Origin of the sequence: Pseudaminobacter soli (ex Li et al. 2025), assembly GCF_003012705.1 — a bacterium.
Taxonomy (GTDB): domain Bacteria; phylum Pseudomonadota; class Alphaproteobacteria; order Rhizobiales; family Rhizobiaceae; genus Pseudaminobacter; species Pseudaminobacter soli.
This window is the reverse complement of record NZ_PXYL01000004.1, coordinates 444,121-469,679: the sequence shown is the minus strand read 5'-3', so window position 1 is coordinate 469,679 and position 25,559 is coordinate 444,121. Positions and strand designations below refer to the sequence as shown.

The 25,559-nt window shown below is 63.6% G+C and carries 23 protein-coding genes and 1 tRNA gene; 9 read left to right on the top strand and 15 right to left on the bottom strand.

All coding sequences use genetic code 11. The features are described from left to right. Positions 1-106: 106 nt before the first annotated feature. The 3 genes from C7I85_RS11105 to C7I85_RS11095 form a co-directional block, all read right to left on the bottom strand. Entirely contained in the window at positions 107-1,579 is a 1,473-nt protein-coding gene (locus C7I85_RS11105) for an ABC transporter permease (RefSeq protein ID WP_245444897.1), read from the bottom strand. A gap of 370 nt (positions 1,580-1,949) precedes the next feature. After that, positions 1,950-2,999, bottom strand: coding sequence for a Fe(3+) ABC transporter substrate-binding protein (locus tag C7I85_RS11100; protein WP_106724014.1), 1,050 nt, complete (start codon positions 2,997-2,999; stop codon positions 1,950-1,952). A gap of 342 nt (positions 3,000-3,341) precedes the next feature. Beyond that, complete coding sequence (locus C7I85_RS11095) at positions 3,342-6,968, bottom strand: histidine kinase dimerization/phospho-acceptor domain-containing protein (RefSeq protein WP_106724013.1); 3,627 nt, start codon at positions 6,966-6,968, stop codon at positions 3,342-3,344. A 250-nt stretch (positions 6,969-7,218) separates the two neighbouring features. On the opposite strand from C7I85_RS11095, the gene C7I85_RS11090 reads away from it, so the two are divergent. The 3 genes from C7I85_RS11090 (at position 7,219) to C7I85_RS30535 (ending at position 8,634) form a co-directional block, all read left to right on the top strand. Continuing rightward, entirely contained in the window at positions 7,219-7,683 is a 465-nt protein-coding gene (locus C7I85_RS11090) for a phasin (protein WP_106724012.1), read from the top strand. A gap of 254 nt (positions 7,684-7,937) precedes the next feature. Beyond that, a tRNA-His gene (locus C7I85_RS11085) sits at positions 7,938-8,014 on the top strand. A gap of 296 nt (positions 8,015-8,310) precedes the next feature. Further along, a complete protein-coding gene (locus tag C7I85_RS30535; protein WP_146148855.1) occupies positions 8,311-8,634 on the top strand; it encodes a hypothetical protein in 324 nt (107 codons plus the stop codon). Positions 8,635-8,722: 88 nt separating this feature from the next. Here C7I85_RS30535 and C7I85_RS11080 read toward each other — a convergent pair whose 3' ends face one another. Next, a complete protein-coding gene (locus C7I85_RS11080) occupies positions 8,723-8,944 on the bottom strand; it encodes a hypothetical protein (RefSeq protein ID WP_106724011.1) in 222 nt (73 codons plus the stop codon). Positions 8,945-9,321: 377 nt separating this feature from the next. Between C7I85_RS11080 and C7I85_RS11075 the strand changes: the two genes are divergently transcribed. After that, positions 9,322-10,032 carry an outer membrane protein gene (locus C7I85_RS11075; protein WP_106724010.1) on the top strand — a complete coding sequence of 237 codons (711 nt, stop codon included), beginning with the start codon at positions 9,322-9,324 and terminating at the stop codon, positions 10,030-10,032. A gap of 57 nt (positions 10,033-10,089) precedes the next feature. Here C7I85_RS11075 and C7I85_RS11070 read toward each other — a convergent pair whose 3' ends face one another. The 3 genes from C7I85_RS11070 to xseA all read right to left on the bottom strand — a co-directional run bounded on the left by C7I85_RS11070 (position 10,090) and on the right by xseA (position 13,847). Continuing rightward, complete coding sequence (locus tag C7I85_RS11070; RefSeq protein ID WP_106724009.1) at positions 10,090-10,383, bottom strand: hypothetical protein; 294 nt, start codon at positions 10,381-10,383, stop codon at positions 10,090-10,092. A 229-nt stretch (positions 10,384-10,612) separates the two neighbouring features. Beyond that, entirely contained in the window at positions 10,613-12,127 is a 1,515-nt protein-coding gene (gene amaB, locus C7I85_RS11065) for an L-piperidine-6-carboxylate dehydrogenase (RefSeq protein ID WP_106724008.1), read from the bottom strand. 142 nt (positions 12,128-12,269) lie between these two features. Further along, positions 12,270-13,847: an exodeoxyribonuclease VII large subunit gene (gene xseA / locus C7I85_RS11060; RefSeq protein ID WP_106724113.1), complete on the bottom strand. Its 1,578-nt coding sequence runs from the start codon at positions 13,845-13,847 to the stop codon at positions 12,270-12,272. Positions 13,848-13,971: 124 nt separating this feature from the next. Between xseA and C7I85_RS11055 the strand changes: the two genes are divergently transcribed. Continuing rightward, positions 13,972-14,916: a DMT family transporter gene (locus C7I85_RS11055; RefSeq protein WP_106724112.1), complete on the top strand. Its 945-nt coding sequence runs from the start codon at positions 13,972-13,974 to the stop codon at positions 14,914-14,916. A gap of 40 nt (positions 14,917-14,956) precedes the next feature. Continuing rightward, positions 14,957-15,994 (top strand): zinc-dependent alcohol dehydrogenase family protein, encoded by a 1,038-nt coding sequence (locus C7I85_RS11050; protein WP_106724007.1) that lies wholly within the window; start codon positions 14,957-14,959, stop codon positions 15,992-15,994. 54 nt (positions 15,995-16,048) lie between these two features. Here the strand turns inward: C7I85_RS11050 and C7I85_RS11045 are convergent, their stop codons facing one another. After that, positions 16,049-17,005: a LysR substrate-binding domain-containing protein gene (locus C7I85_RS11045; protein WP_106724111.1), complete on the bottom strand. Its 957-nt coding sequence runs from the start codon at positions 17,003-17,005 to the stop codon at positions 16,049-16,051. A 187-nt stretch (positions 17,006-17,192) separates the two neighbouring features. Here C7I85_RS11045 and C7I85_RS11040 point away from each other — a divergent pair, with 187 nt between their 5' ends. Next, positions 17,193-17,483 (top strand): DUF1127 domain-containing protein, encoded by a 291-nt coding sequence (locus tag C7I85_RS11040; protein ID WP_106724006.1) that lies wholly within the window; start codon positions 17,193-17,195, stop codon positions 17,481-17,483. Between the two features lie 89 nt (positions 17,484-17,572). Here the strand turns inward: C7I85_RS11040 and C7I85_RS11035 are convergent, their stop codons facing one another. From C7I85_RS11035 to C7I85_RS11020, 4 genes are all read right to left on the bottom strand, one after another. Then, complete coding sequence (locus C7I85_RS11035) at positions 17,573-18,481, bottom strand: DUF937 domain-containing protein (RefSeq protein WP_106724005.1); 909 nt, start codon at positions 18,479-18,481, stop codon at positions 17,573-17,575. A 104-nt stretch (positions 18,482-18,585) separates the two neighbouring features. Further along, positions 18,586-19,959 carry a glutamate--cysteine ligase gene (locus C7I85_RS11030; protein ID WP_106724004.1) on the bottom strand — a complete coding sequence of 458 codons (1,374 nt, stop codon included), beginning with the start codon at positions 19,957-19,959 and terminating at the stop codon, positions 18,586-18,588. 113 nt (positions 19,960-20,072) lie between these two features. Continuing rightward, positions 20,073-20,807 (bottom strand): 16S rRNA (uracil(1498)-N(3))-methyltransferase, encoded by a 735-nt coding sequence (locus tag C7I85_RS11025; protein WP_106724003.1) that lies wholly within the window; start codon positions 20,805-20,807, stop codon positions 20,073-20,075. Positions 20,808-20,839: 32 nt separating this feature from the next. Beyond that, on the bottom strand, positions 20,840-21,487 hold the full coding sequence (locus C7I85_RS11020; protein ID WP_106724002.1) for a hypothetical protein: 648 nt from the start codon (positions 21,485-21,487) through the stop codon (positions 20,840-20,842). Between the two features lie 77 nt (positions 21,488-21,564). Between C7I85_RS11020 and C7I85_RS11015 the strand changes: the two genes are divergently transcribed. Further along, positions 21,565-22,263: a type 1 glutamine amidotransferase gene (locus tag C7I85_RS11015; RefSeq protein ID WP_106724001.1), complete on the top strand. Its 699-nt coding sequence runs from the start codon at positions 21,565-21,567 to the stop codon at positions 22,261-22,263. Between the two features lie 295 nt (positions 22,264-22,558). Continuing rightward, the gene (locus C7I85_RS30940) at positions 22,559-22,699 is read left to right on the top strand and encodes a hypothetical protein (protein WP_181257139.1); all 141 of its coding nucleotides are present in this window, start codon (positions 22,559-22,561) and stop codon (positions 22,697-22,699) included. Positions 22,700-22,798: 99 nt separating this feature from the next. Here C7I85_RS30940 and C7I85_RS11010 read toward each other — a convergent pair whose 3' ends face one another. From C7I85_RS11010 to C7I85_RS11000, 3 genes are read right to left on the bottom strand one after another with little or no spacing between them, the layout of a single operon-like run. Next, a complete protein-coding gene (locus C7I85_RS11010) occupies positions 22,799-23,533 on the bottom strand; it encodes a metallophosphoesterase (RefSeq protein WP_245444887.1) in 735 nt (244 codons plus the stop codon). A gap of 43 nt (positions 23,534-23,576) precedes the next feature. Next, positions 23,577-24,713, bottom strand: coding sequence for an alpha-hydroxy acid oxidase (locus C7I85_RS11005; protein WP_106723999.1), 1,137 nt, complete (start codon positions 24,711-24,713; stop codon positions 23,577-23,579). A gap of 47 nt (positions 24,714-24,760) precedes the next feature. After that, on the bottom strand, positions 24,761-25,555 hold the full coding sequence (locus C7I85_RS11000; protein WP_106723998.1) for a (Fe-S)-binding protein: 795 nt from the start codon (positions 25,553-25,555) through the stop codon (positions 24,761-24,763). Positions 25,556-25,559: the final 4 nt, after the last annotated feature.

The following is a 25,559-nucleotide window of genomic DNA, read 5'->3' as shown; positions in this document are numbered from 1 at the left end:
CGGAGGCTCAAGTCCCGTTTTGACAGCAATTCTCTTTTCAGGCGTTCCTCTTGGAGCGCCTTTTCTTTGTCCTACGGGATAGGGGCGATTGCCGGCGTGACGCCGGTCACATCGTCGCTTCGCGGTCGCGCGCCAATGCGCCTGAAAGCAGCATCACCGGCACCAGTGCCGTGAGAATGATGAGGATGGCCGCCACCGCGCCTTCTTCCGGCACGCCGCGCGACGCATTCTCGTAGACATGGGTGGCGAGCGTGTTGAAGCCGAAGGGGCGCAGCAGGATCGTCGCCGATAGTTCCTTGATGGTGTCGACGAAAACCAGCACGGCGGCTGTGAAGATCGCCGGTTTCAGAAGGGGCAGCAGCACCTTGGTCGCACTGCGCGCCGGCGTGTGGCCGAGGCTGCGGGCGGCCTCGTCGAGATTGGGCGGCAGCTTTTCCATGCCCGAGCGGATGGCGCTTTCGGCCAGCGCCAGGAAGCGGATCGAGCAGGCGATGACCACCGCTGCCGCCGAGCCAGTGAGCAGCAGCCCGGTGCTGAAGCCGAGTTCCGCGCGCATAAAACCGTCCAGAGTGTTGTCGAAGCGGGCCAGCGCGAACAAAAGGCCTAGGCCCAAAATGCCGCCGGGCAGGGCGTAGCCGATCGAGGCCAGCCGCACCGCGATGGTGATGCCGCGCGAGCGGCAAAGACGCACGGCGTTGATGAGGAAAAGCGCCAGCAGAACGGTGATGATAGCGGTTGCGGTCGCCGTGGCGAGGCTGTGCAGGAAGGCGCGGCCGAGAGCCGGCGACGCGAACTGCTCCAGCCGCCGGGCGGCATATTGGCCGAAGACGAAAAGCGGGATGCCGAAGCCGGCAAGCACCGGCAGCCCGGTGGCCAGAAGGGCGGCAACTGCGCGCCTGCCGCGCAGGCGGGTGCGGGGCGGGCGCGCCTGCATATGCGTGGCGCGGCCGGTGTGGAAGCGCTGGCGGCGCCTTGCCCATTGCTCGGCGCCCAGCAGCGCGAAGACCAACATCAGCATTACCAGCGCGATCTGCGCGCCGCCTTCGAGGCTGCCGCGGTTCAGCCAGGTGGCGTAGATGGAAAAGGTCAGCGTGCGCACGCCGAGATATTCGGCTGCGCCGATGTCGTTGACCGTCTCCATCAGTATCAGCGCCACGCCGGCGACGATTGCCGGCCGCGCTACCGGCAGCAGCACGCGCCAGAACACCTTGGCCGGCCCGGCGCCCAGCGTGCGTGCGGCGTCGGCAATGTTGCGGCCCTGCATGAGGAAGATCACGCGCGTGGTGAGATAGACGTAAGGGTAGAGCACCGACGACAGCACGAAGGCGGCCCCGGGCGTCGTGCGTATGTCGGGAAACCAGTAGTCGCGGATGGTCTGGAAACCGAAGATGCTGCGCACCAGGCTTTGCACCGGACCCGTGTAGTGGAAGAACTCGCCGAAGGCATAGGCCGCCAGATAGGTGGGCACCGCAAGCGGCAACACCAGCGCCCAGGAGAGCGTCCGGCGCAGAGGGAAGTCAAAGCCCACCACCAGCCAGGCGCCGGCGACGCCGATGATGGAGGTGGCGGCTGCGACCATCGCCATGAGGTAGAGCGTGGTGAGGGCGGAGCCGGGCAGCACGTTCCTCGCCAGATGCGGCCAGTCCTCGCCGGTGCCGCTCAGCGCCACATAGGCGAGCGACAGGATCGGCAGCAGAACGCAGGCCGAAACGGCGAGCGCCAGAAGATGCGCGCCAGGATGCCGGTTGCGCCTCACGCGAAGCGGGGCCGGGCGTGGAGCCTGGTCCGGGATTGCGTCGTTGTTGCGCTCAAGAGCTGTCAATTCTTGCTCACGTTCGAAAACGGAAAAGCCGGACAGTGTCCGGCCCGGCTTTCCCGACAGTTATTTCAGAGCATGGTCCCGAAAAGTGGGAACCGGTTTTCGGAAAAGATCATGCTCCATCAAAGCTTCAGTTCGACGGGCCGTCGTCGAGCCCGACGCGGTCCACCATCTCGGAAGCCGCCTTGCGGTTCTGGGCGATTTCGATCAGCGGCAGCGTGTCGGCCTTGAGCTCGCCGAACTCCTTCACCACCGGCGAGGGCTCGAGGCCCGGCTCGACCGGATATTCAAAGTTCTTCTCGGCGTAGACCTGCTGCGCCTTGTGGCTCGACAGGAACTCGATGAGCTTGACGCCATTGTCGCGGTTCGGTGCGTATTTGGCGAGCGCGGCACCGGAGATGTTGACGTGGGTCAGGCCATTCTCCCAGGTCGGGAAGATGACGTTGATGGCGTTGCCCCACTCCTTCTCCTCCGGCTCCTTCTCGTTGGTCCGCATCAGGCCGACATAGTAGGTGTTGCCGATGGCGATGTCGCATTCGCCGGCCGCGATCGCCTTGGCCTGCGGACGGTCGCCGCCTTCCGGCTTGCGGGCGAGATTTGCCTTGAGGCCCTTCATCCATTCCTCGGCCTTTTCCGGACCCCAATGGGCGACGGCCGCGCCGAACAGTGCGAGGTTGTAGTCATGCTGGCCGGAGCGGATGCAGATCTTGCCCTTCCACTTCGGGTCGGCCAGATCGGCATAGGTGATGGCGGTGTCCTTCACGCGCTCCTTGGAGGCATAGACGACGCGGGCGCGCTTGGTGAGGCCGAACCAATGGCCTTCGGGATCACGATATTCCGGCCGGATGTTGGCGTTGACGGTGGCGTCGTCGAGCGGCTGGGTGATGCCCTTGTCCTTGGCCGTGGTGAGGCGCGCGATGTCGACGGTCATGATCACGTCGGCGGGCGAATTCTGGCCTTCGGCGAGGATGCGTTCTTCCAGGCCCTTGTCGAGGAACAACACCTCGGTCTTGATGCCGGTCTCAGCCGTGAACGCGTCGAGCACCGGCTGGATCAGCTCGGGCTGGCGATAGGTGTAGATGTTGACCGTACCATCCGCCAGCGCGGTGCCTGCGAACAGGGTGGCGAAGGCAAATGCGGCGTATCCGGCCAGCTTGGGCCGGGCGTTTCCAGTCGTCATGTCACTCTCCTGACCAGAGGGGTTCAAGGCCCCAGGGGACAATTTTTTGCTCGGCGCCTTAGGGAGCCGATCAACTTTTGGACCAGATAACGGATCAGATCAATCCAAACGCCAATGATTTCAATAGTTTAGAATTGTTCTAAAGTGGACAAAAGGAGGCAGCTTTTCAAGGGTTTGAAGGGCCAGCCGCTCCAAGTGATGTTTGGCGAGCGACATTTTGTCCGTTGATAAGCACCAGTCGCCGGCCGGAGAATTTTCCGGCAGGCCATCAGATTCAGTTGGACAGACGATTGAGCAGGCGCGGCAAGCGCCTGCGAGACAGATGCTTCCGACTTGCGACGGTCAGTCGGCCAACACCCTCGTCGACGGGAACGCAACCTCGACAAGCGTGCCTTCGCCCGGCGTCGAGGTGATGATGAAGCGGGCGCGGTTAGCTTCCACCATCGCCTTCGTCAGCGGCAGGCCGAGCCCGGTGCCGTCGCCGCGCGGACGCTTCAGCGAATTGATCTGCTTGAATGGCTTCAGGGCCTGCTCGATCTCGCCCTGCGTCATCCCGATGCCGGTATCGCGCACCCGCATGACGATGTCGCCGCTCGGCTCATAGGCCGTGGAGACGATGACCTGGCCACCGGCTTGCGTGTAGCGCACGGCATTCGACAGGATGTTGAGCGCGATCTGGCGCACGCTGCGCAGATCGGCCACCACATCGGGCAGCTTTGAAGCGAAGCTGGAGCGGATGATGACCCGCTCGCGATTGGCCTGCGGCTGCATCATGGCCACCGTTTCGGCGAGCGTGTCGTTGAGCGACACCGCCTCATAGGCCATTTCCTGCTGGCCGGCCTCGATCTTGGAAATGTCGAGCAGGTCGTTAACCAGGTCGAGCACATGGTTGCCCGAGCGCTTGATGTCGCGCAGGTAGTCGCGATAGCGATCGTTGGCGATAGGGCCGAACTTCTCGTCCACCATCAGCTCGGAAAAGCCGATGATGGCGTTGAGCGGCGTGCGGATCTCGTGGCTCACGCGGGCCAGGAAATCGGTCTTCTGCGAGGAGGCGCGCTCGGCCAGTGCGCGTGCCTGGGTAAGTTCTTCCTCGGCGCGCTTCCACTGGGTGATGTCGCGCACAACGGCGCAATAGCCGCTGTCGTTGGGCAGGCGGCCGATTGTCATGAACAGCGGGATGAAGCGTCCTTCGGCTTCGCGGCCGATCACCTCGCGGCCGTCATTGAGCACGCTGGCCACGCCGTGCTCGGCAAGGCCGTTCAGATAGTCGCGCACGGCACGCTGGCTTTCCATGGCAAACAGCGACACGAAAGGCTTTCCCGCCGCATCGTCACTGTCGATGGCAAAGAGTGCCTCCGCCGGCCGGCTGATCGACCGGATGGTGGCTTCCTTGTCGATCAGCACCACGCCGTCGGTCGCGGTGTCGATGATGGTGCGCATCTCGGCGATGCGGGCGTGAAGCTCCGCTTCGCTGGGCGCCTGGAGGGCGGACGCGGGTGCTTCCTCCTCGCCGGTGCGGCGAACCACCAGCATCAGCGCCTTGCGACCCTGCCACGGCACCGAGCGCAGCAGCGCTTCGATGGGGAATTCCAGCCCGTCGCCGGTGCGCAGCCTGAGATCGTGGTGAGGCGCCTCGGTGTCGTCGGCGTAGCTGTCGGCAAACAGCGCATCGAGCCCTCCGGCCGCGGCAAGCTGCTGGACCGAGCCATAGCCGGTGAGCGTCAGGAATTCCTCGTTGGCGTAATGCAGCACATCGCCCGAGTGGATCAGCACCGGCACCGGCAGCTTTTCGAGGATCGACGTGTCGCTCGGCAATCTATGGTCGCCGGGCGCAAAGGCCGACGGCAGAAAGCCTTCGCGCTTCAGTTCGGGAGCCGGCTGGACGGTTGGCTTGGCTTCGGCGGCATCCAATTCAGCTGCGGCGGTGGGAACTGCTTCCTCGACCGGCTTTTCATCGGCCGCCGCGATGGGCTCGACAGCCTTCTCTTCAGACGCCTGCGAGGCCTCGATGGACTCGGTGGCGGAAGGCGCTTGCTCGCCCGACGACGGCGCAGCTTCCGGCGACTTGGCCGAGGTGTCCGCCTCGGCGGTCTGCTGGCCATTGGTCTTGTTCTTGTCGCCGTTCTTCTTCAGGCGCTCGCCGATCTCGCGGAAGGCGCTGCGTTCGACCGGAGAGAGACCCTTTTCACCCGCCGGGCGATGCTCGGCCAGGCGGATCACCTTGTCACTGAAGCGGCGGTCAGGTCTGGGCTCGATGGCAAGTGCCGGAACCTCGCCCTGGAACGGGTCGGCCGCAGGCTTGTCCGCATCGACCTCGACCGGAAGGGTGGAGTGCCTTTCGACCTTCGGCATCGCGCTGCCCGGCACCAGCACCAGCCCGAGCTTTTCCGGGTCCGGCACGGCTTCCGCCCGTCGGGCGACGCCGAAGCCACGAAAACCTTCGAAATTGCGGTCGCGGCCATAGACGGGCAGGGCGGCGAGGTCGACCGGGACTTTTAGCTCCGTGCCCGCGAGCGGCCACAGCACGGACCGCCCCGACCAGGTGTCGCGGCGTTCGAGCAGGTCGGAAATCTCGCCCGACGGATCGAGCCCGAAGGCCATCGCGACATCGCGAAAACGCCGGCCGACGACGTCGGCGGCGTGCGTGCCCACCGCGTCGGCAAACTCCCTGGAAATCTCGCTGAAGCGCCCCTCGGCATCGGTGCGCCACACGAAGCGCACGGCGGGCAGGCTCCGGTCCGGCTTGAAGGTGGGTGCCGGCGCAGCAGTTGATGCCGTCGAGGGGGCAGGCGCCCTGGGAGCAGTTGTGTTCGGAGCTTCTTCCTCGGCGCTGAAATACCAGCGGTCGTGATGACCCGGCGTGGAATCGGCGGGCGGCTTGGGCGCAGCCGCGACGGCGTCCGGCTCGCTGGCCGATTCGGCAGTGGTTTTGTCTTCGTCGGATGCCGGCTCCTCGACCGGCGTCGCGACCATCTCGGCAGGCTCGACTGGCGTGGCTGACTCCGCCTCCTCGGCCGATGTGGCGACAAACTCTGCATGCTCGACTGTCGTCGTGATAGGCTGTGCGGGCTCAACCGTCGTCGCGGCTGGCTCCGCCGGCTCGATCTCCGGTTCTCCGGACTCGACCCGTGATTCTGCCAGCTCGATCTGCGGCACTTCCGCCTCGAGTTTAGGCTCCGTCGCTTCGCCAGCGGCCTCAGTCGATTCGACGGCCGTTGGCGGAGTGTCGTCTACGGTTGGCGAAACTTCGACCACGGGCTCGGCCTCGACAGGCTCGGCGGGCTTTGCCTCTTCCGCTGTAAGCTGGTCCTCGTCCACGACGATCAACAGGTGCCGCGCCGGCGAATCGGCCAGCCGTGCGATGCCGGCGGGCAGCAGACCCTTGCCGCTGCGAATCATGCGCTTGACCACGCGGTCGCGCGCCATGCCCACTTCGGCGGTGAGTTCCGACAGCGTCTGCGGCGCGATGCCCAGCGCCTCGAACCCTTCGGCGGCGGCTTCGATCACGCCGTCCTTGCCGACGAAGGCGGCGAACTGGCCGTGCCCGTCGAGCCCGCCAATGGCGCGCCCGGCAATGTCGCTTTCGCTACGGCCGCCGCCCTGAGCGGCCGGCACGGCAAGCAGGATCGCGTCTTCGCCGTCGGGCAGGACAAGCGCGCTCGCCAGGCAATTGACCGCAAGGCTGGTGATGCCGGAGGCCAGGCGGACCATAAGGCTGCGGTCGCGGCCGATATGCGGAAAGCCGCTCGTCGCCATGATCTGCCGGCGCGCGGCAATGGAAAGGCCCGGCTCCTCGCCAAGTGCCACCTCGATGTCCGGATAGCCGAGCAGGGCGGCACCCGGCCCGTTCGCCCAGATCACCTGGCCGAGATCCGTCGCAAGAATGACCAGCGCATCGCCGGCGGCGAAACGCTGTCTTACGTCGTCGAGGATCGCGACATCGATGAACGAATACGAGGCTGACGGCATGCGTTGCTAGACCTTCCCCGCGGAGACGGATTCCCCGCAGTTAACCCTTCGTTAATATCAAGCGGCCGGCTCAAACGTCCAGAAATCAACGCGTGTGGCGAGCGGAAACTCGGCTTTTGGTTAACGCGCCATGAGGCTCATGTTGCAGTGCAATATTTATGTTGCAATGCACAATGGGCTGACCTATATGGAGGACATGCATGAACAGACATTTCCTCTTTAAGGACTGTCCGCTGTAAAGGATCAAAATATGTCCAAGACTGCTACCAAGACTGCAGAATTTACAGAGAATGCCGAATTCCCGACCTTCGACGCCTCGAAGGCCACCGACCAGTTCCGCGCCTTTGCCGAAAAGGGCGTCGAGCAGTCGAAGGAAGCCTATGCCAAGCTGAAGACCGGCGCCGAGGAAGCCCAGAAGGCCCTCGAGACGACGTTCGAAACCGCCCGCACCGCCGGCGGCGACCTGTCGCTGAAGACGATTGCCACCCTGCGCGGCAATGCCGAGGCCGGCTTTGCGCATCTCGAAGCCCTGGTCGGCGCCAAGTCGCTGTCGGAGCTGTTCGAGCTGCAGACCGCCTTTCTGCGTCAGCGCTTCGAAATCGCCGTCGAGCAGGCCAAGGATTTCCAGGCCGTTTCGACCAAGGCCGCCGAGGACGTGACCAAGCCGTTCAAGGACGTCTTCCAGAAGACGCTGAAGGACCTCAAGGTCGCCTGATCGGCCCGATCGACCGAATACCCGATTGCGGAACCTCCTCCCTCCGCTTTCGGGCCAAAGCCAGCCTCCTCCCGCTGGCGATACATAGGAAAAGACCGGCTCCTCCTCCCGCCGGTCTTTTTCTTTTTTTGCGGGCGTTTTCCCCGGGTTTGCAGGCTTTTGGGGATATGTGGTCAAAATGACCCGGCAAACAGCGTTTAAACGTCTTGAAATGTCCGCCGTTTGTCCTTATTGGACGCGTCACCAGATGGCGTGCCGTTGTAGCTCAGATGGTTAGAGCGCCGGATTGTGGATCCGGAGGTCGCTGGTTCGATCCCAGCCAACGGTACCACCCCCCTTTTTCCAACAAGATCGACATCGTGACGACTGCCTGTGCCGGCGGGTCCGTTACATCATGCTCTTCGCCGCTCTTCTTGAAACGCATCGGCAGCTGCGAATCATGGCCAGTCCGACAGGTCAGCGAATCTGACTGCAGAGGCGCGTACCGGTCCGGTGGTCCGGTTCATTTTCGAGTTACCCCGTGGGCGCCGTCACAGGCGATTGTGAACTGTCCGCCCGGAACCACAGTGTGGATCACCTGTTGGCGCCGGTCGCGCTTTTGCGACGGACAGAAGAAGGAGCTCTCAAATGTTCATGAGAGTCTTGGCAGCTTCGGCGCTGACAGTCGCGCTGATGACGTCGGCATTTGCCGCTGGAGCCGGCGGTGGTGGCCACGGCACGGGCGCGGGCGGCGGGATGGGCGGACCATCGTCATCAAGTCCCGGTGGAACCTCCGGTGAAGACAATGGCAGCCCCGGCGTCGATCCGAACAGCACCGGCAGCATCAATGGAAATCAGGACAACACCAATAACGGAAAGACCAGCCCTTGCGGCCCTAATGCCCAAGGGACCATGCGGTCCAACAATGGCACCTACGGTAACTCGAACTCAGCAGAAAACGGCAACTGTTGAGCGGCCATAGCTGGCTTCCGTAACTGGCACCTCAAAATAAGGCCCGCCTCGGTTGACCGGGGCGGGCTTTCTTTGGGCCTGTCGCAATTCACTTGCAGGCAGAGAGTTCCTTCATTGCCCTCTCCGCATTTGCCTGGTTTGCATACATCTTGTTTCCGGCGTCCATCATCTTCTTGCCGTCGGGCTTGGAACTGACGACCGAGCATTTCTTTGTCGATGCATCCTTTGCAACCCAATATTCATTCGCTGCAAATGCGGGCATGCTGAAGGCGGCGACGAGTGAAGCCGCAAGCACAATTTTGCCAATCATGATTTCCTCCTTGGGATGCCCCTCGCGCTAGATCAGCTAGAGCGGCCATGATTTTCTTCAATCCGCCGAGCGGGGGAGCCCTTGCTTCCGATAGCAAAAGCCCGCCGTCTCGGCTGAAACGACGGGCTTGTTGCGGTGGCCCCCGCCACCAATGCGCCTAGTTGGAGCATACCAAACGCGACGCGCTGCTTTCGGTTCCATTAGAAAATGCAAAAATATCGTCGGCGGAGGTGTGGGGCGGAATGGCAGGAAGAGCAAGGCACTTCTGGATGTACCAGAAATACAACATTAGATGCACATTATATTAGAGAATTGAAATCTCATTTGCGCCCTGCCGGGCCGATGAACTAAGTATCGTTCCAGCTCAGGGGACGAAGATGATGGGAAAATTCATCATTGCACCGGCACTTTTTTTGTCTGGCATCAGTGGAGTTCAGGCCGCTGATGTGGTCGTTCAAGAGCCAGTGCCAAAATACAACTGGTCTGGCTTGTATGTCGGCGCAGAGGCTGGATATGCGTGGGGGAAATCAACCTACGATGAGCCAGACTTTAGCACTGCATACAACATGTACTATGATCCAAAAGGGGGATTTGGCGGGATCTATTTCGGCTATAATTGGCAGTTCGAAAACAATTTAGTGCTTGGTGGCGAAGCTGACTTCTACGGCGGCGACATCAAGGGCAGAAGCGACTATTACATAGATCATGTGCCGATAGGTGTTGGCGAAGTTTGGGGCGACGCCAAGCTGCGATGGGCCGGCAGCGTTCGGGCAAGACTTGGTTATGCGGTCGATCGCTTCCTGCCATACGTCGCTGGCGGCGTGGCGTTCGGTCAGCTTAAATTCGGGCACATGGATACATCGGCAAATTGGGAAGACGGCTGGGACAGATCCGAGACTCACACAGGCTGGACGATCGGCGGCGGCCTTGAATATGCGTTCACCGAAAACCTGATCGGCCGCCTCGAGTATCGCTATACCGACTTCGGCAAGAGGACTATTCCGTTAGACTATGAGAAAGATCTTCCTACGACCCACGTTAGTCTGAAGACAAACGATGTCCGTTTGGGCATCGCCTACAAATTCTGATCTGCAACGAGTCATGTTGGCCCCGGCGTCAGCTGGGACCTTTCCAAGGCTCAAAAATCAGGCTTGTTGCGCGGGCGTTTTGGAGGCGGGTTTCGCCTCTGCCTTATGGCTCGAACCGGCGTCGCTGCCGGGCGCAGCCCGCCACATGGCTCGTCTCGTCAGATATCTTTCGAGCGACATGGTAAGATCGGCTTCATTCGTCACGCCGTCCTGAAATTCGCGGGCGAGGAAGCTCGCGGCATCCTTGTCCATTCCCGACGCTGTTTCCGATTTGTGGAAGCCGGCCTGCGTCAGGACGCGCTCGATCTTGGCCATGTCGTCCGACGTAAGATATTGTTGGCTGTAACACATTGGGCTCTCCCTTCGGGTTTCTTGGTCCCCCAAAAACACTCGGCAATGCCCTCTGCTGCCGCGCGGGCAGAATGCACCTATCCAGACACAGGGTCCACCCTGAACGCGTTCACCTTGCGTTGAGGCCGGGGCTGCGATGCCGATGGCCGGCACATGCAAAAAGCCCCGCGCTTGGCGCGGGGCTTTGTTTGTAATGCTTCATTTCCGGCGGCAGCCGGTAACGCGTTCGTCAGTCGATGTCGAAGGACACGCCCTGCGCCAGCGGCAGCGCATTGGAATAGTTCACCGTGTTGGTGGCACGGCGCATATAGGCCTTCCAGGCGTCCGAGCCGGATTCGCGGCCGCCGCCGGTTTCCTTCTCGCCGCCGAACGCCCCGCCGATCTCGGCGCCCGAGGTGCCGATATTGACGTTGGCGATGCCGCAGTCGGAGCCGTCGGCGCTGAGGAAGCGCTCGGATTCCTGGATATCGCGGGTGAAGATCGAGGAAGAGAGGCCGGCGCCGACGGCGTTGTGCTGGGCGAGCACCTCGTCGAAGTCGCTGTACTTCATCACATAGAGGATCGGCGCAAAGGTTTCTTCGAGCACGGGGCCGACCTGGCCCGGCATCTCGACCAGCGCCGGACGGACGTAGTAGGCCGCGTCATGGCCGTTTTCGACGCGCGCGCCGCCAGTCACCTTGCCGCCATTGGCCCCGGCCGCCTGCAGCGCCTTCTGCATGTTGTCGTAGGCCGGCTTGTCGATCAGTGGGCCGACCAGCGCGCTGGTTTCCAGCGGGCTGCCAACCGAGACGCTCTCATAGGCCTTCTTCAGACGAGGAACGATGGCGTCGTAGACGCTTTCATGCACGAAGAGGCGGCGCAGCGTGGTGCAGCGCTGGCCGGCCGTGCCCATGGCGCCGAAGGCGATGGCGCGGAGCGCCATGTCGAGATCGGCGGACGGGCAGACGATACCGGCATTGTTGCCGCCGAGCTCCAGAACGGCGCGGGCAAAGCGCCTGGCAAGGCGCGGACCGACCTCGCGGCCCATGCGGGTCGAGCCGGTGGCAGAGACCAGCGGCACCTTCGGGTTGTCGACGAGCGCTTCGCCGATGGCGCGGTCGCCGATGAGCACCTTGAGCAGGCCGGCGGGTGCATCGGCGCCGAAGCGTTTTACCGCACGGGCAAAGATCGCCTCGCAGGCAAGTGCGGTCAGCGGGGTCTTTTCAGAAGGCTTCCAGACGACCGAGTCGCCGCAGACGAGCGCCAGCGCCGCATTCCAGGACCACACGGCAACCGGGAAGTTGAACGCCGAAATGACGCCGACGACGCCCAGCGGGTGCCAGGTTTCCATCATGCGGTGGCCGGGGCGTTCGGTCGCGATGGTGAGGCCGTAGAGCTGGCGCGAAAGGCCGACCGCGAAGTCGCAGATGTCGATCATTTCCTGCACTTCGCCGAGGCCTTCCGACGGGATCTTGCCGACCTCGATGGAGACCAGACGGCCGAGATCGGCCTTGGCGGCGCGCAGTTCCTCGCCGAGCAGGCGCACCAGTTCGCCGCGCTTGGGCGCCGGCACCAGCCGCCAGGCCTTGAAGGCTTCATGGGCCTGCTCGATGGCCTGGTTGGCCTCGGCGGACGACATCGACTTCAGCGCGGCGATTTTCTCGCCGGTGACCGGGCTGTGGACCGGAAGGTCGCCGCCCACGATGCTGTCGGTGTTCACGCCAAGCCTTCCAAGAAGGGCCGCAGTTTCCTTGGTGATGTCCATGTGCAGTCTCTTTTCCAGTGTTCCGGTTTTGCGGGGCATGGCGACGACCCCTCGGCGGTCGTCGGCCCCATTCTTATGGGATGTGCAGTGTTACCCGTTCCGGCCTTTCGGCCGCAACCTGAAAGTCATGAAGCAGCCGTTCCTAGAACAGCGAGCCCTGCGTCCCGGGGTCTTTCGGCTTCGCCGCCTTGGCCTGCGGCTTTGGGCGGTGCGTGCCTTCGGTGGCAATCACGCCGACCGTTCCGTCCGCGAAGCGCAACGAAAGCGCGTCGTGCGGCGCCACTTCGGCCGCGCGCTTCACCAGCGCGCCCTCGGCGTCCGTTACCAGGGCGAAACCGCGGTCGAGGATCGACTGATGCGACAGCGTCGCAAGCAGCCTCTCGGCCTGGTTTACGCGGCCGCGCAGTCGCTCGAGCCGCAAAATCGTCGCGTGGTCGAGGCGGCGTTGCAGGGCAGTGAGCGCGTCAGCGGATTGCTTCTGCCGACGCAGCAGCGGCTGCGGGCCGAAGCGCTGCGCTGCGCGTTCGAGCCTGAGCCGCCGCTCGCGCAATATGGCGCGCAACGCGGCAAAGGCGCGGGCCATGTCGCGGTCGGTGATGCGCCGCGTCTCGGCCATGCGCCACTCGAGCGTGGCCGGCGACAGGCGGACCGCGAGGAAGCGCGCGCGCTTGCGCTCGGTGCCGACGATGATCGCGCGGCCGAGGCGGCTGGTCACTTCGTCGAAGTGGCGGCGCGGCAGGGCAAGCAGCTGGTCGGGCGTCGGCAAGGCGCGGGACGCCGCGCGCAGCGATTGCCGCTTGCGATCGAAATGGCGCGTCATGCAGCCCTTGAGCCGGGCGCCGAGATTGGCAAGGGTGGCTTCGAGGTCGGCCTTCACGGGGACTGCGATTTCGGCCGCACCCGTCGGGGTCGGCGCGCGCACGTCGGCCACGAAATCCACCAGCGTCCAATCGGTCTCGTGGCCGACTGCGGAGATGACGGGAATGTCGGAGGCGGCGACGGCGCGCGCAAGCGCCTCGTCGTTGAAGCCCCAAAGGTCTTCGAGGCTGCCGCCGCCGCGCGCGACGATCAGAAGGTCCGGCCGCTTCACCGGACCGTCATGCGGCAGCGCGTTAAAACCTTGCACGGCGGCCGTCACCTCGGCGCCCGAGGTTTCGCCCTGCACGCGCACCGGCCACAGCACGACATGCAACGGGAAACGGTCGGTGATGCGGTGGATGATATCGCGGATCACCGCACCAGTCGGCGAGGTGATGACGCCCAGCACCAGCGGCATATAGGGCAGGGGGCGCTTGCGCGCCGCCTCGAACAGACCCTCAGCGGCCAGCCTGCGCTTGCGCTCTTCCAAAAGCGCCATCAGCGCGCCGGCGCCGGCAGGCTCCAGATTGTCGATGACGATCTGGTATTTCGAGGAGCCGGGATAGGTGGTGAGCTTGCCTGTGGCGATGACTTCCATGCCCTCTTCGGGGCGGAACTTCAGGCGGCTCATCGTGGTCTTCCACACCACCGCCTCGATGCGGGCGCGGTCATCCTTCAGACTGAAATAGGCATGGCCGGAGGAGTGCGGGCCGCGATAGCCAGAGATCTCGCCGCGCACGCGCACATGGCCGAACTGGTCCTCGATCGCCCGCTTCAGGGCGCCGGAAATCTCGCTCACCGTATATTCGGCTACGTTGGCCTTCGGCTGGGGCGCATTCGATTCGGAGAAGAAGTCGCTCATGGCGCGATTGGTGCGCGCCCGCTGGCCGGGGGTCAAGCCCGTAGGGCCGTAACATCACAAGTGCTCATAGGTCGATCAGAAGAATTGGATGGACCGTTTTGGGGCATGGGCGTAGGCCATGCGCATGAACGCACGGACTGAAATCATCGCATCCTCCTCCATGCCGGTGTCTGTCGACCGGCCTTTCCAGCCGATCGACTACGGGCTCTATGCGCTGACCGTGCTGTCGTGGAGCGTGTCGTGGTTCGCCATCTCGCTGCAGGTTGGGGCGGGCGTGTCGCCCGAGGTCAACCTCGTCTGGCGTTTTGCCATCGCCACCGTGCTGATGTTTGCCTGGGTGGTGCTGAGCGGCCGTCAGCTGCGCTTTCCGCTTGCCGATCATCTGCGCTTCGTGGCGATGGGTGTGCTGATCTTCTCGTCCAACTTCCTCTTCTTCTACTATGGCGCGACCTATCTGGTCAGCGGCCTGCTGTCGGTGGTGTTTTCGCTGGCTTCGGTGATCAACATGCTGCTTGGCGCAGTGGTTATGCGCGAGCGGCCGGCGCCGAAGATTTTGCTCGGCGGCTTGATGGGTTTTGGCGGTATCGCGCTGATGTTCTTCCCCGAAATCGCGGCGCACGGCCTGTCCGGCAACACGCTGACCGGGCTTCTGCTTTGCATCTGCGGCACTTTCAGCTTCTGCCTCGGCAATCTGGTTTCGGCCTCAAACCAGAAGCGCGGACTGCCGCTCATCTCCACCAGCGCCTGGGGCATGCTCTACGGCACGATCTGGGCGACGTTCCTCGCTTTGCTGATGGGAAAGCCGTTCATCATCGCCATGACGGTCCCTTATCTCTCCTCGCTGGTGTTCCTGGCGGTCATCTCGACCGTGATCGCCTTTGCCGCCTATCTGACGCTGCTTGGCCGCATCGGCGCGGCGCGTGCGGGCTATGCCACGGTCATGTTCCCGATCTTCGCGCTTCTGGTCTCGACGGTGTTCGAAGGCTACGTCTGGACCCTTTATGCCATCCTCGGGCTTTTGCTGGTCGCGCTGGGGAACGTGCTGGTCATTCGCGGCGGAAAGCGGTAGCGCTGGAAAAATAATTTCCTAGCCCCCGGGAGTACCGTTGATGAAAGCCGTCCTGTTCGAACATTTCCGCGAACCGCCGAGCATCCGCAACGTTCCCGACCCGACGCCATCGACCGATGGCGTGGTCATCAAGGTCGAGGCGACCGGCCTTTGCCGCAGCGACTGGCACGGCTGGATGGGACACGATTCCGATATCGTGCTGCCGCATGTGCCCGGTCATGAACTGGCCGGTACGATCCAGGCCGTGGGCCGCCAGGTCACGCAATGGCGCGTGGGCGACCGCGTGACGGTGCCTTTCGTCGGCGGCTGCGGCCATTGCCACGAGTGCAATTCCGGCAATCACCAGGTCTGCGAGGAGCAGTTCCAGCCGGGCTTCACCGCCTGGGGCTCGTTCGCCGAATATGTCGGGATCGACTATGCCGATACCAATCTGGTGCGCCTGCCCGATGAGCTGGATTTCGCAACTGCCGCGAGCCTCGGCTGCCGCTTCGTCACCTCGTTCCGCGCCATCGTCGACCAGGCCAGGGTGCTGCCGGGCGAGTGGGTTGCCGTGCATGGCTGCGGCGGCGTCGGCCTGTCGGCAATCATGATCGCCACGGCCATGGGCGCCAATGTCATCGCCGTCGACATTACCAACGACAAGCTCGACTTCGCCCGCGAGCTCGGTGCGGTTCACACGGTCAATGGCGCCAGGGAAGACGTCGTCCAGGCGGTCCGCGAACTCACCAAGGGCGGCGTGCATGTGTCGATCGATGCGCTCGGCCATCCTTCGACCTGCTTCAACTCCATCGCAAACCTGCGCCGGCGCGGGCGCCATGTGCAGGTTGGCCTGATGCTGGGCGACCACGCCACGCCGAAGATCCCGATGGACAAGGTGATCGCCCATGAGCTGGTGATCCTGGGCAGCCACGGCATGCAGGCCTTCCGATACAAGGCGCTGATGGACATGCTGGAAACCGGCAAGCTGGCGCCGCAGAAGCTGATCCGCAAGCGCCTCAGCCTGGAGGACGCGCCGGCGGCACTGATGCTGATGGACCGTTTTGACGGCACCGGCATCAGCGTGATCGACAGGTTCTAAAAGTTCTTGTCTCGAGGAGGCCGGCTATACGGCCTCCCTCAGGCGAACGCGCCCTTACCAGCCGGGCAGAATGTGGCCCGGCTTCAGCCGCTTGCCGCGCGAGGCTGCGAAACCGGCGAAATCGAAGGTGCCCGTTTCCTCGACCGGCGGGCGCGAAATGTTGTCGAGGCTTTCTGCGATGTGACGCGCCAGCGCTTCGACGATGTCGGCGCTGGCGGTGTGGCCGCGCATGATACCGATCTTGCAGTCGGGCAGGGCACCAAAACCGTCGGCCTCGCCAAGCACGCGCATGCCGGGCCTGAGCGCGCATTCGGGCAGCACCGAGATCGCCAGCCCGGACAGGACCGCAGCGGTGATGACGGTCGCCGACCAGCTTGAAAAGAGAATGCGGTAGTCGCGCTGCATGCGGTCCAGGACATCGGTGGCCGCGCGCCGCCAGATGCAGGTCGGGCGGCCGAAAGCCACGGGCAGGATTTCCTGCTCATGGGCGGCATGGTTGGCCGATGTGACCCACAGCAGCGGCTCGCGCCGCACCACTTCCGACTGGCCTTTCATGTCGTCATGCGTGACCAGCGCAAGGTCGAGATGCCCGCGCTTGATGTGCTCGACGAGGTTGAAAGTCGGCTCGCAGATCACCGTCAGCTCGACGCGCGGATTGGAGCGGGCGAAGCGGGCCATGATTTCGGGCAGGAAGCGATCGGCATAGTCGTCGGGCGTGCCGATGCGGATGGTGCCTTCGAGCCGCCGGTCGTCGAAGGCGGCAAGCGTCTCGCGGTTGAGGTGGATCAGCCGCCGCGCATAGGAAAGCAGGCGTTCGCCTTCCTCGGTCAGCTTGTTGTTGCGCCCGTCCTTTTCGAACAGCGGCTTGCCGATGCGTTCCTCAAGCCGCCGCATCTGCATGGATACGGCCGATTGCGTGCGGTGTACCTCCTCGGCGGCCCGGGTGAAGCTGCCGGTGTCGGCTATCATGATGAAGGTTTGCAACTGGTCGAGGTCGAGCGGCGCGGACATGGCGACATCCATCATCGAGTTTGATGGTAAAGATTAAAAACATTCGTTGGATTAATCAATACAACCCAGGCACACTCTCAAACGTCTACAGGTAGCAAAGAAGAACGCCGGCGAGACGCCGCGACGCGCACCATGCGCCGTCGCGTCGGGCGGTTTTTCTGCGCGCTGATTTTCGCGGAGAAGTGTCATGATCACGTTCGAACACGCCCCCCAGTCGATTGAGCTTGCCGCGCGGCCGGCTTTCGCCGCACGCGTGCTGAACCTCGTGGCCAACACTTACCGCATCTGGAAAAATCGACGCGATTTCTATCGCCTTGGAGAAATGACTGATACCGAACTGGCCGATATCGGCCTGACCCGGTCTGATCTATATGGCGTAACGGATCTGTCGTTCGGCTCCGACCCCACCAGGCGCCTTGGATCGATCGCGCGCGCCCGCGCCGAGACGATCGAGGAACTGGCCCGTCGGGTCGCTTGAGTTTCTGCAGGCTTCCCACTCCCGCCGGTCATCCCCCCGGCTTGCCTGCACGCTGCCCGGTCCTTGCGGACCGGGCTTTTTCTTTTCGCCTACTTGCTCATGCCCTTGGTGAACTGCTCGAAGATCGATTCGACGCTTTTCTGGTATTCGTCGCGCTGCTTTGCGCCGGCTTCGAAGATCTTGCCGAACATATCGTCATAAGGATTGCGCGGGCGGCCGCTCGGATTGACTTGCGGTTCGGGTTCCGGCTGGGCGGTGTGGCCGCCGCCGAACATCTGCTCCAGCATCTTGCCGAACGGGTTGTCGCTGGGCGCAGCCTGGGCCGGGCCGGATTGCTTCGCCGCGCCGCCGAACATGCCTTCGAGGAGTTGTCCAAACGGGTTCTCACCCGCAGATGAATGCTCCTGCCGGCCGGCGCCGCCGCCGAAAAAACTGTCCAGAATCTGCCCGAACGGATTGTCGGCATGGCTCGTCGTCTGCGCCTGCTGAGGCGCGGTGCCGGGCATCATGCCGCTCTGGCGCATCATCTGCTCGAACATCTGGGCAAAGGGATTTTCGGCCGCCGAGCCCTGCGTCGTGCCGGTCGATTGCCGGAACAGCCCGCCCATGATCATCGAGGCCATGACCGGCAGCATCTGCTTCAGGATTTCCTGGCTGACGCCGCTGGCGGCCGCCGCATTGGCGGCGACGGCTTTCGAGAGGTCTTTCGAGCCGAACAGATGGCCCAAAATGCCGTTGCCCTCCGCCATGCCGGCGGCCGTGAAGGCGTTCGCCGGATCGTCGAAATACTTGGCGTGCTGGCCGCTCGTCATGGCCTGCAGGAAGGCGCCTATCCCATAGGGATCGGAGGTGTTCTGCTTCAAGCCTTGCGAGAAGGCCGGCAGCAGCGCTTCGACGGCTGCCTGCGTCTGCTGCATCGAAAGGTTGAACTGCCGCGCCAGCGCCTCCATGCCGCTGCCGTTCTGGGAATTGTTCAGCAAGTCGAACAGTGAAGCCATGGCCGATCCTCCTCGAAGCAATTGCTGCGAGGGAGCCTAGCCCAAAGCCAGATGGCCGCCTACCGGATTGTTAGAGGCGCGGCTGTCTGTCCAGCCGCAAGTCCTCAGTACGCGTATTCAAGGAAGACCGGCTCGATCGAATCGCCCCAGCGCGTGTGATAGGCCGTGACCATTTCCTGCGCGCTGGTGGTACCGCGGGCTACGACTTCGTCGAGCGTGGACAGGAAATTGGTTTCGTCGAAGCCGTCGCGGTTCAGCCGCTTGCGGTTCTTCAGGCCCATGCGCGAGATCGCCAGAACGTCGCGCGCAACGTCGCGCAGCGTCGTGTTGCGGAACAGGGTGGCGATGGCCTCGGCCGGCACCGCATTGCGCATGGCCAGCACTTCCTCATAGCTCCAGTCGGCGGTCAGCGCCTCGGCGGCGTCGAGCGCCTCCTCGTCATAGAGCAGGCCGACCCAGAAGGCGGGCAGGGCGCAGATGCGCCGCCACGGACCGCCATCGGCGCCGCGCATTTCAAGGAAGCGCTTCAGGCGCACGTCGGGAAACAGCGTCGACAGGTGGTTGGCCCAGTCGCCGATGGTGGGCATGCCGTCCGTGACCTCGTCGCGCGCAGCACCAGCCATGAACTGGCGGAAGGTCATGTGCGTCATGTCGTGGTAGCGGCCGTCGCGGATGACGAAATACATCGGCACGTCCAGCGCCCATTCGACATAGTCGGCAAAGCCGAAATCGGGCGAGAAGCAGAAGGGCAGCAGGCCGGAGCGCTGGTTGTCGGTGTCCTTCCAGATCTCGCCGCGCCAGCTCTGCAGCCCATTGGGCTTGCCGTCTGTGAAGGGCGAGTTGGCGAAAAGCGCGGTGGCCAGCGGCTGCAGCTTGAGCGACACCTGCATCTTGCGACGCATGTCGGTCTCGGACGAGAAGTCGAGATTAACCTGGATCGTGCAGGTGCGGTACATCATGTCGAGGCCCTGGGTGCCGACCTTCGGCATGTAGGCGGTCATGATGTCGTAGCGCGACTTGGGCATGCGCGGCGTTTCGGAAAGCTTCCACTTGGGGCTGCCGCCGAGGCCGAGGAATCGGATGCCGAGCGGTTCGGCGATCTCGCGCAACTGCGCCAGATGCGCGTTGCCCTCGCGGCAGGTCTGGTGGATGGTTTCGACCGGCGCGCCGGAAAGCTCGAACTGCCCGCCCGGCTCCAGCGAGATCGCGCCCTGGCCGGTCGGCTCGACCAGGCCGATGATGCGGCCCTCATCGAGGATGGGTTCCCAGCCGAGCGTACGCTGCATGCCTTCCAGCAATGCGCGAATCCCGCGATCGCCGCCGTAGGGGACGGGCGCATTGCCGTCGACATAGAACGGGAACTTTTCGTGCTCGGTGCCGATGCGCCATTTTTCGCGCGGCTTGTTACCCTCGGCGAGATACGCGACGAGTTCGTCCATGCTCTCGATGGGTCGGAAGTCGGTGGTGTCGCGCGCCATTATCTACCCTCTCGCCAACGTTGGCGCTTGATGGACGGAATTGTATCGCGCGATCAAGCAAAAAATCCTGACACCATGTTCAAGACAATTTGCATCAGCGGAATGACGTTCTTCTACCAATCGCCGATTGTGGCCTGCACAAGCGCGAGTGCGGCGACGGCCGCCGTGTCGGCGCGCAGGATGCGGGGCCCGAGCGGAATGGCGGTGACGAAGGGCAGGGCGTAGAGCTGCTTGCGCTCGTCTTCGGAAAAACCGCCTTCAGGGCCGATGATCAGGCCAAGCTTGCGCTCGGCAATAGCCTGCAAGGCGGGCAGCGGATTGTTGGTCTCCGAGCTCTCGTCGCAGAAGATCAGCCGCCGTTCCTTGTCCCAGCCGGCCAACAGATTCGAAAACTTCTGCGCCTCGCGCACCTCGGGCAAGGCGAGGATGCCGCACTGTTCCGCTGCCTCCTCGACATTGGAGCGCAGCCGCTCGATGCCGGGCTTGACGATCTGCGTGTGCTGGGTGAGCACGGGCTGCAGCACGCCGGCGCCCATCTCCACGGCCTTCTGCACGAGATAATCGAGCCGGCCCTGTTTCAGCGGCGCGAAGCAGTAGATGAGATCGGGTTGCGGCGATTGCGGCCGCGTCAGCTCCACTACCCGCAGCCGCACCGACTTCTTGGTCTTGGCCTCGATTCGCGCCAGCCACTCGCCGTCACGCCCGTTGAAGATCAGGATTTCCGCGCCCTCGCTGAGGCGCAGAACATGGCTGAGATAGTGGCTCTGTTCCGGGCTCGCCTCGAGCGAGGCGTCAGCGGAAAGGTCCTGCGGCACGAACAGCCGCTGCATTTTGTAATTGGCGCGCATGAGAGGATGAATGCGGGAGAGGGCGTTTGCGGTCAAGTCTCGATGCTCGGATGCCAGGCAGGTTCGTAGCCTGCGCGCAGAACGGCAATCGTGGTTGGAGGTGTAAGCAGCGAGAATTCGCCGCCCGCACCGTCCGCAAGACCCGGGCTCGACTGGTATCCGCCGAACGACCATCGCCACATCTTGCCGCCCTTGATCGCAAAGGCGTCGCCTCCTTGGGCCACCATTGCGCCGTCCGGCAGTGCGGCCAGTTCGGATTGGCCGAGCCTGATGCGTTGTCCGCCCGAGGCCAACCGCTCGGCGTGCAATCGTGAATCGATGTCATAAACCTTCGGCTCATCGATGGCGAAAGTTGCGCCGAAGCGGGCGGCGAAATCCTGCGCCCGCTGCCTGCGGCAGTAGAAGCAGGGGCGATGGCCGGCAGCCAGGCCGGTCACTTCGTCCAGGAAAAACAGTTCGGTCCAGCCCGCGCCGCCGCTTGGGGCGTTGCGCCCCATGACCTCGCGGTGTCGTCCGCGAAATTCGCAGACGCAGATCAGCCACGCCCGGGTCGACCAGCGGCGCCTGAGCAGCGTCTTCGTGTCCGGATCGTGGATGACGCCGCGGTTTCCCGTAAAAAGGCCGCGCGCCGCAACTGCCTGGATCTCGCCAAAGGGATCGACGCGGTTCTGCAGTGGCATATCCAATCTCTCTTTCAGGCAGCTGGTCCGCATGATAACGCTCGCAGCGGTTCTGTCATGCTGGGAAAGGTTTTTCGATGCGGGTGCTGGTCGTCCAGAATTTCGACAATACCGGGCTTGGGCAGGTGGGCACGGCGCTGGCCGAGGCGGGTGCCGAGATCGACCTGCGCAACGCGCATCTGGGCGACGCCTTGCCGGAGAATGCCGACGAGCATGACGCCATCGTCGTGCTTGGTGGCGGGCAGAATGCGCTGGCCGACGAGGAATATCCCTATATCCCGGCACTTCTCGGTCTGCTTCGCGATTTCGAGGCGAAGGACCGTTCAATGCTCGGCATCTGCCTTGGCAGCCAGCTCATGGCGCGCGCCTTTGGCGGCGACAATCTGATCGGCGCGGCGCCGGAATTCGGCTGGCGCCAGATCGCGGTCACCGACGACGCAGCCAAGGATCCGGTTTTCGGCGCGCTGCCCGAAAGCTTCCCGGCCTTCCAGTGGCATGACGATACCTTCACGCTGCCGGAAGGCGCGGTGCATCTGGCCACCAATCCGGCGGCACGGAATCAGGCATACCGCGTCGGCCGCGCCGCCTACGGCTTCCAGTTCCATTTCGAGGCCGACCAGCCGCTGGTCCGGCGATGGAACGCCCTGTTTCCGGACCTGCTGCGCGAGCGGCAGCCGGGCTGGCTGGAGCGCTTCGAGGACGAGGCGACCGCCCATGGCGACAAGGCCGACGAGATCGGCTTGACGCTGGCGCGCAACTGGGTCGCCACGATCTGATTTTCTCGCCGCGGCGGGGCACCTTTTGATGGGTTTCCTGTTTCCGATCAGCAAGTTGTGATCGACACTCCGTCGACGTCGCTGGCCCGCGCGCTACCTGCCTCAGTGGCATAAATGGCACGCCGCCAAACTTACCGGCGAGCCGGTGTCAAAGACACTGGCCACCCGCAGGTGGCGCGACTAGAAGGCGTCAAAACTCAACGAATGTGGATTCACTGGCCAGCAGGGAACGCCCTGCGGCGGGCAACGCATTCGTAATAAATTTTATGCAAAATTGCCGAAGGCCCTAACCGAGATGACCACTTTGAAAGCCGCGCTCCTGTCCTTCGCCATGCTCTCCGCCATCGCGCTCTGCGGCTTTGGCATCTACGCAGCAGACGCATCGAGCGATCATGCCGTTTACGACGGCTACGGCGTCGGCGCCGCCAACCACTAGAGCGGCGGTCATCCTGACGGATGCCCTTGTTCCGCTCTATCTCATTGATTTAGCCGCATTTGTGTCACGCCAAGCGTTTCCGCTTGGCTGCAAAATGCTTTAATCCTTGTCGCTGACCGACAGGATGCGCTTGTCCAGTCCGTCGATGACGAGCGCAGTCAGCACGCCCGACCTGTGGGCCTGCGTATCTACATTGACCCGATTGGCCAGCACTTCCGGTTCCGGATGCGGCGTGTGGCCGTGCACGATCACCTTGGGATGAGGGTAGGCATAGTGCAGGAACTCGTCGCGAATCCATGTCAGATCGCGCGGGTTCTGCCGTTCCAGCGGAACGCCCGGCCGGATTCCGGCGTGGCAAAAGTAGAAATCCCCGAAACTTGCCCAATAGCCGAGGCCGTTGAGGAATCCGACATGGCTCTCGGGCACGGCGCGGCGTAGCGCGGCGGCGCTGCTGGCAAGCGCCGCCGGACCGCCGAAGTCGAGCATGACACCGTAGGAAAGTGCGGTCATGTCGCCGCCATTGTTGGCAAACAGGCCGGTGGGCGTCGGATGGGCCAGGAAGTCGAGAAAGCCGTGATCGTGATTGCCGGCCAGCGCGATCATCCGCTCGTCGCGCCTTGTGGCATCGAGCAGCGTGTCGAGCACGCCTCTCGAAGCCGGGCCGCGGTCGACATAGTCGCCGAGATGGATGACCCGCCAGTCGTCGGGCTGCTCGGCCACCAGTTCTGAATTGATGCGGGCATGCATCCTTTCGAGCAGGTCGAGGCGGCCGTGAACGTCCCCGATGGCATAGATGCGGATGCCGTCGGGGCCGGAAGCTTCAAGGAAATGCATGCCCTGCTTCGTCAATCTCTCACCCTGATTTCAAGAGCCGGCACTACCGATAGAGCATATCCGGCCCGACATCCGCAATCGTGCGCTTGCCGCAAAGCGCGAGCGTGACATCCGCTTCTTTGCGGATGATCTCCAGCGCCTTGGTCACGCCCTGCTTGCCCATCGCGCCAAGTCCGTAAAGGAACGGCCTACCGATATAGGTTCCCTTGGCGCCGAGGCACAGGGCCTTCAGCACATCCTGGCCGGAGCGAATGCCGCCATCCATGTGCACTTCGATCTTGTCGCCCACTGCTTCGACGATCTCGGGCAGCGCGGAGATGGAGGAGGGGGCGCCGTCGAGCTGGCGGCCGCCATGGTTGGAGACGATGATTGCGTCGGCGCCGGTCTTGGCGGCCATGATGGCGTCTTCCTTGTCGAGGATGCCCTTCAGGATCAGCTTGCCGCCCCAGCGCTCCTTGATCCACTCCACGTCCTTCCACGACAGCTGCGGGTCGAACTGCTCGGACGTCCAGGACGCGAGAGAGGCGAGGTCGCCCACGCTCTTGGCGTGGCCGACGATGTTGCGGAAGGTGCGGCGCTGCGTGCCCAGCATGCCCAGGCACCAACGCGGCCGGATGGCCATGTCGATGATGTTCTTGGGCGTCATCTTCGGCGGGGCCGACAGGCCGTTGCGAATGTCCTTGTGGCGCTGGGCGAGGATCTGCAGGTCGAGCGTCAGCACCAGGGCCGAGCATTTTGCCGCCTTGGCCCGGTCGATGAGGTTGATGACAAAATCCTTGTCGCGCATGACATAGAGCTGAAACCAGAACGGCTTCTTGGTGTTTTCGGCGACGTCCTCGATAGAGCAGATGCTCATCGTCGACAGCGTGAATGGCACGCCGAACTCCTCGGCCGCCTGTGCGGCGAGGATCTCGCCATCGGCATGCTGCATGCCGGCGCTGCCGGTAGGCGCCAGTGCCACGGGCATCGACACCTTCTGGCCGATCATGGTGCTTTCGAGCGAGCGGTTGGTCATGTCGACCAGCACGCGCTGGCGGAATTTGATCTTGGAAAAATCCTGTTCGTTGGCGCGGTAGGTGCTTTCGGTCCAGGCGCCGGAATCGGCGTAGTCGAAGAACATCGTCGGCACGCGCCGCCGGGCAAGGTTTTTCAGGTCGTTGATCTCTAGGATTTCAGCCATGAGTTCTCTTTCAATTTGATCGGCGGCGGGCGTCCCGCGCCGACGGTTCAAGCGGTTCGTTTAAAGGCAATTGCGTTTCTGCTGCCGATCGGCGGGGCATCGAGCATGCCGGCCAGGACCTCGGCGACATGCCGCACTTCGATGTTCGAGCCCTCGCGCCGCAGCCTGCCGGCCATGTCCATCAGGCAGCCGAGATCGCCGGCAAGAAGCAGTCGGACGTCAGTTGCCTTGACGTTGTCGGTCTTGCTTCTGGCGATGGGCGCCGAAGATGCGGGATGACGCACGCAGGAGCCGCAGCACATTTCAGGCGCGCGCATCTCGATCAGGTCGAGGCCTTCGACCGATTTCAGCAGCGCGCGGGGCTGGCCCTGCACGCCGAGTTCGCGCAGGCCCGCGCAGGCATCATGGTAGGTCACGACGCCGTCGAAGCGTGCCGGACTGCTTTTCTGCCCAAGCACGTCGACGAGAAAGCTCGTCAGCTCATGCACCTTGGCGGCAAGGTTTCTGGCGCGCGCGGCCCAGCCAGGTTGGTCCGCGAGAAGGGCAGGGTAATGCACCTTGAGCATACCGGCGCATGTACCGGACGGCGCCACGACGTAGTCGAATTCCTCGAAGGCTTCGATGGTGTTTTGAGCCGCCAGCACGGCCTCTGCGCGGTCGCCGGAATTGTGGGCCGGCTGGCCGCAACAGGTCTGCGCCACAGGCACTTCGACCGAGCAGCCCGCGTCCTGCAGCAATTTCGCCGCGGCAAAGCCGACCGAAGGCCTGAACAGGTCGACCAGGCAGGTCACGAAGAGACCGACCCGGGGCGCTGTTTCTTCTGGTTCGAAGCTTGCCGCCATCGTC

Bases quoted from the DNA above. Each gene is read 5' to 3' on its own strand.
- amaB (WP_106724008.1), bottom strand. From the start codon at position 12,127: ATGGACATCACCAAGGAAACTGCGGCCCTTCTTGGAAGGCTTGGCGTG.
- C7I85_RS11095 (WP_106724013.1), bottom strand. From the start codon at position 6,968: ATGCCGTCAGCCTCGTATTCGTTCATCGATGTCGCGATCCTCGACGAC.
- C7I85_RS11015 (WP_106724001.1), top strand. From the start codon at position 21,565: ATGCGGGTGCTGGTCGTCCAGAATTTCGACAATACCGGGCTTGGGCAG.
- xseA (WP_106724113.1), bottom strand. From the start codon at position 13,847: ATGAGCGACTTCTTCTCCGAATCGAATGCGCCCCAGCCGAAGGCCAAC.
- C7I85_RS11020 (WP_106724002.1), bottom strand. From the start codon at position 21,487: ATGCCACTGCAGAACCGCGTCGATCCCTTTGGCGAGATCCAGGCAGTT.
- C7I85_RS11035 (WP_106724005.1), bottom strand. From the start codon at position 18,481: ATGGCTTCACTGTTCGACTTGCTGAACAATTCCCAGAACGGCAGCGGC.
- C7I85_RS11040 (WP_106724006.1), top strand. From the start codon at position 17,193: ATGATCACGTTCGAACACGCCCCCCAGTCGATTGAGCTTGCCGCGCGG.
- C7I85_RS11030 (WP_106724004.1), bottom strand. From the start codon at position 19,959: ATGGCGCGCGACACCACCGACTTCCGACCCATCGAGAGCATGGACGAA.
- C7I85_RS11080 (WP_106724011.1), bottom strand. From the start codon at position 8,944: ATGATTGGCAAAATTGTGCTTGCGGCTTCACTCGTCGCCGCCTTCAGC.
- C7I85_RS11045 (WP_106724111.1), bottom strand. From the start codon at position 17,005: ATGTCCGCGCCGCTCGACCTCGACCAGTTGCAAACCTTCATCATGATA.
- C7I85_RS11005 (WP_106723999.1), bottom strand. From the start codon at position 24,713: ATGGCTGAAATCCTAGAGATCAACGACCTGAAAAACCTTGCCCGGCGG.
- C7I85_RS11025 (WP_106724003.1), bottom strand. From the start codon at position 20,807: ATGCGCGCCAATTACAAAATGCAGCGGCTGTTCGTGCCGCAGGACCTT.
- C7I85_RS30535 (WP_146148855.1), top strand. From the start codon at position 8,311: ATGTTCATGAGAGTCTTGGCAGCTTCGGCGCTGACAGTCGCGCTGATG.
- C7I85_RS11100 (WP_106724014.1), bottom strand. From the start codon at position 2,999: ATGACGACTGGAAACGCCCGGCCCAAGCTGGCCGGATACGCCGCATTT.
- C7I85_RS11090 (WP_106724012.1), top strand. From the start codon at position 7,219: ATGTCCAAGACTGCTACCAAGACTGCAGAATTTACAGAGAATGCCGAA.
- C7I85_RS11000 (WP_106723998.1), bottom strand. From the start codon at position 25,555: ATGGCGGCAAGCTTCGAACCAGAAGAAACAGCGCCCCGGGTCGGTCTC.
- C7I85_RS11010 (WP_245444887.1), bottom strand. From the start codon at position 23,533: ATGCATTTCCTTGAAGCTTCCGGCCCCGACGGCATCCGCATCTATGCC.
- C7I85_RS11075 (WP_106724010.1), top strand. From the start codon at position 9,322: ATGATGGGAAAATTCATCATTGCACCGGCACTTTTTTTGTCTGGCATC.
- C7I85_RS30940 (WP_181257139.1), top strand. From the start codon at position 22,559: ATGACCACTTTGAAAGCCGCGCTCCTGTCCTTCGCCATGCTCTCCGCC.
- C7I85_RS11050 (WP_106724007.1), top strand. From the start codon at position 14,957: ATGAAAGCCGTCCTGTTCGAACATTTCCGCGAACCGCCGAGCATCCGC.
- C7I85_RS11070 (WP_106724009.1), bottom strand. From the start codon at position 10,383: ATGTGTTACAGCCAACAATATCTTACGTCGGACGACATGGCCAAGATC.
- C7I85_RS11055 (WP_106724112.1), top strand. From the start codon at position 13,972: ATGAACGCACGGACTGAAATCATCGCATCCTCCTCCATGCCGGTGTCT.
- C7I85_RS11105 (WP_245444897.1), bottom strand. From the start codon at position 1,579: ATGGTCGCAGCCGCCACCTCCATCATCGGCGTCGCCGGCGCCTGGCTG.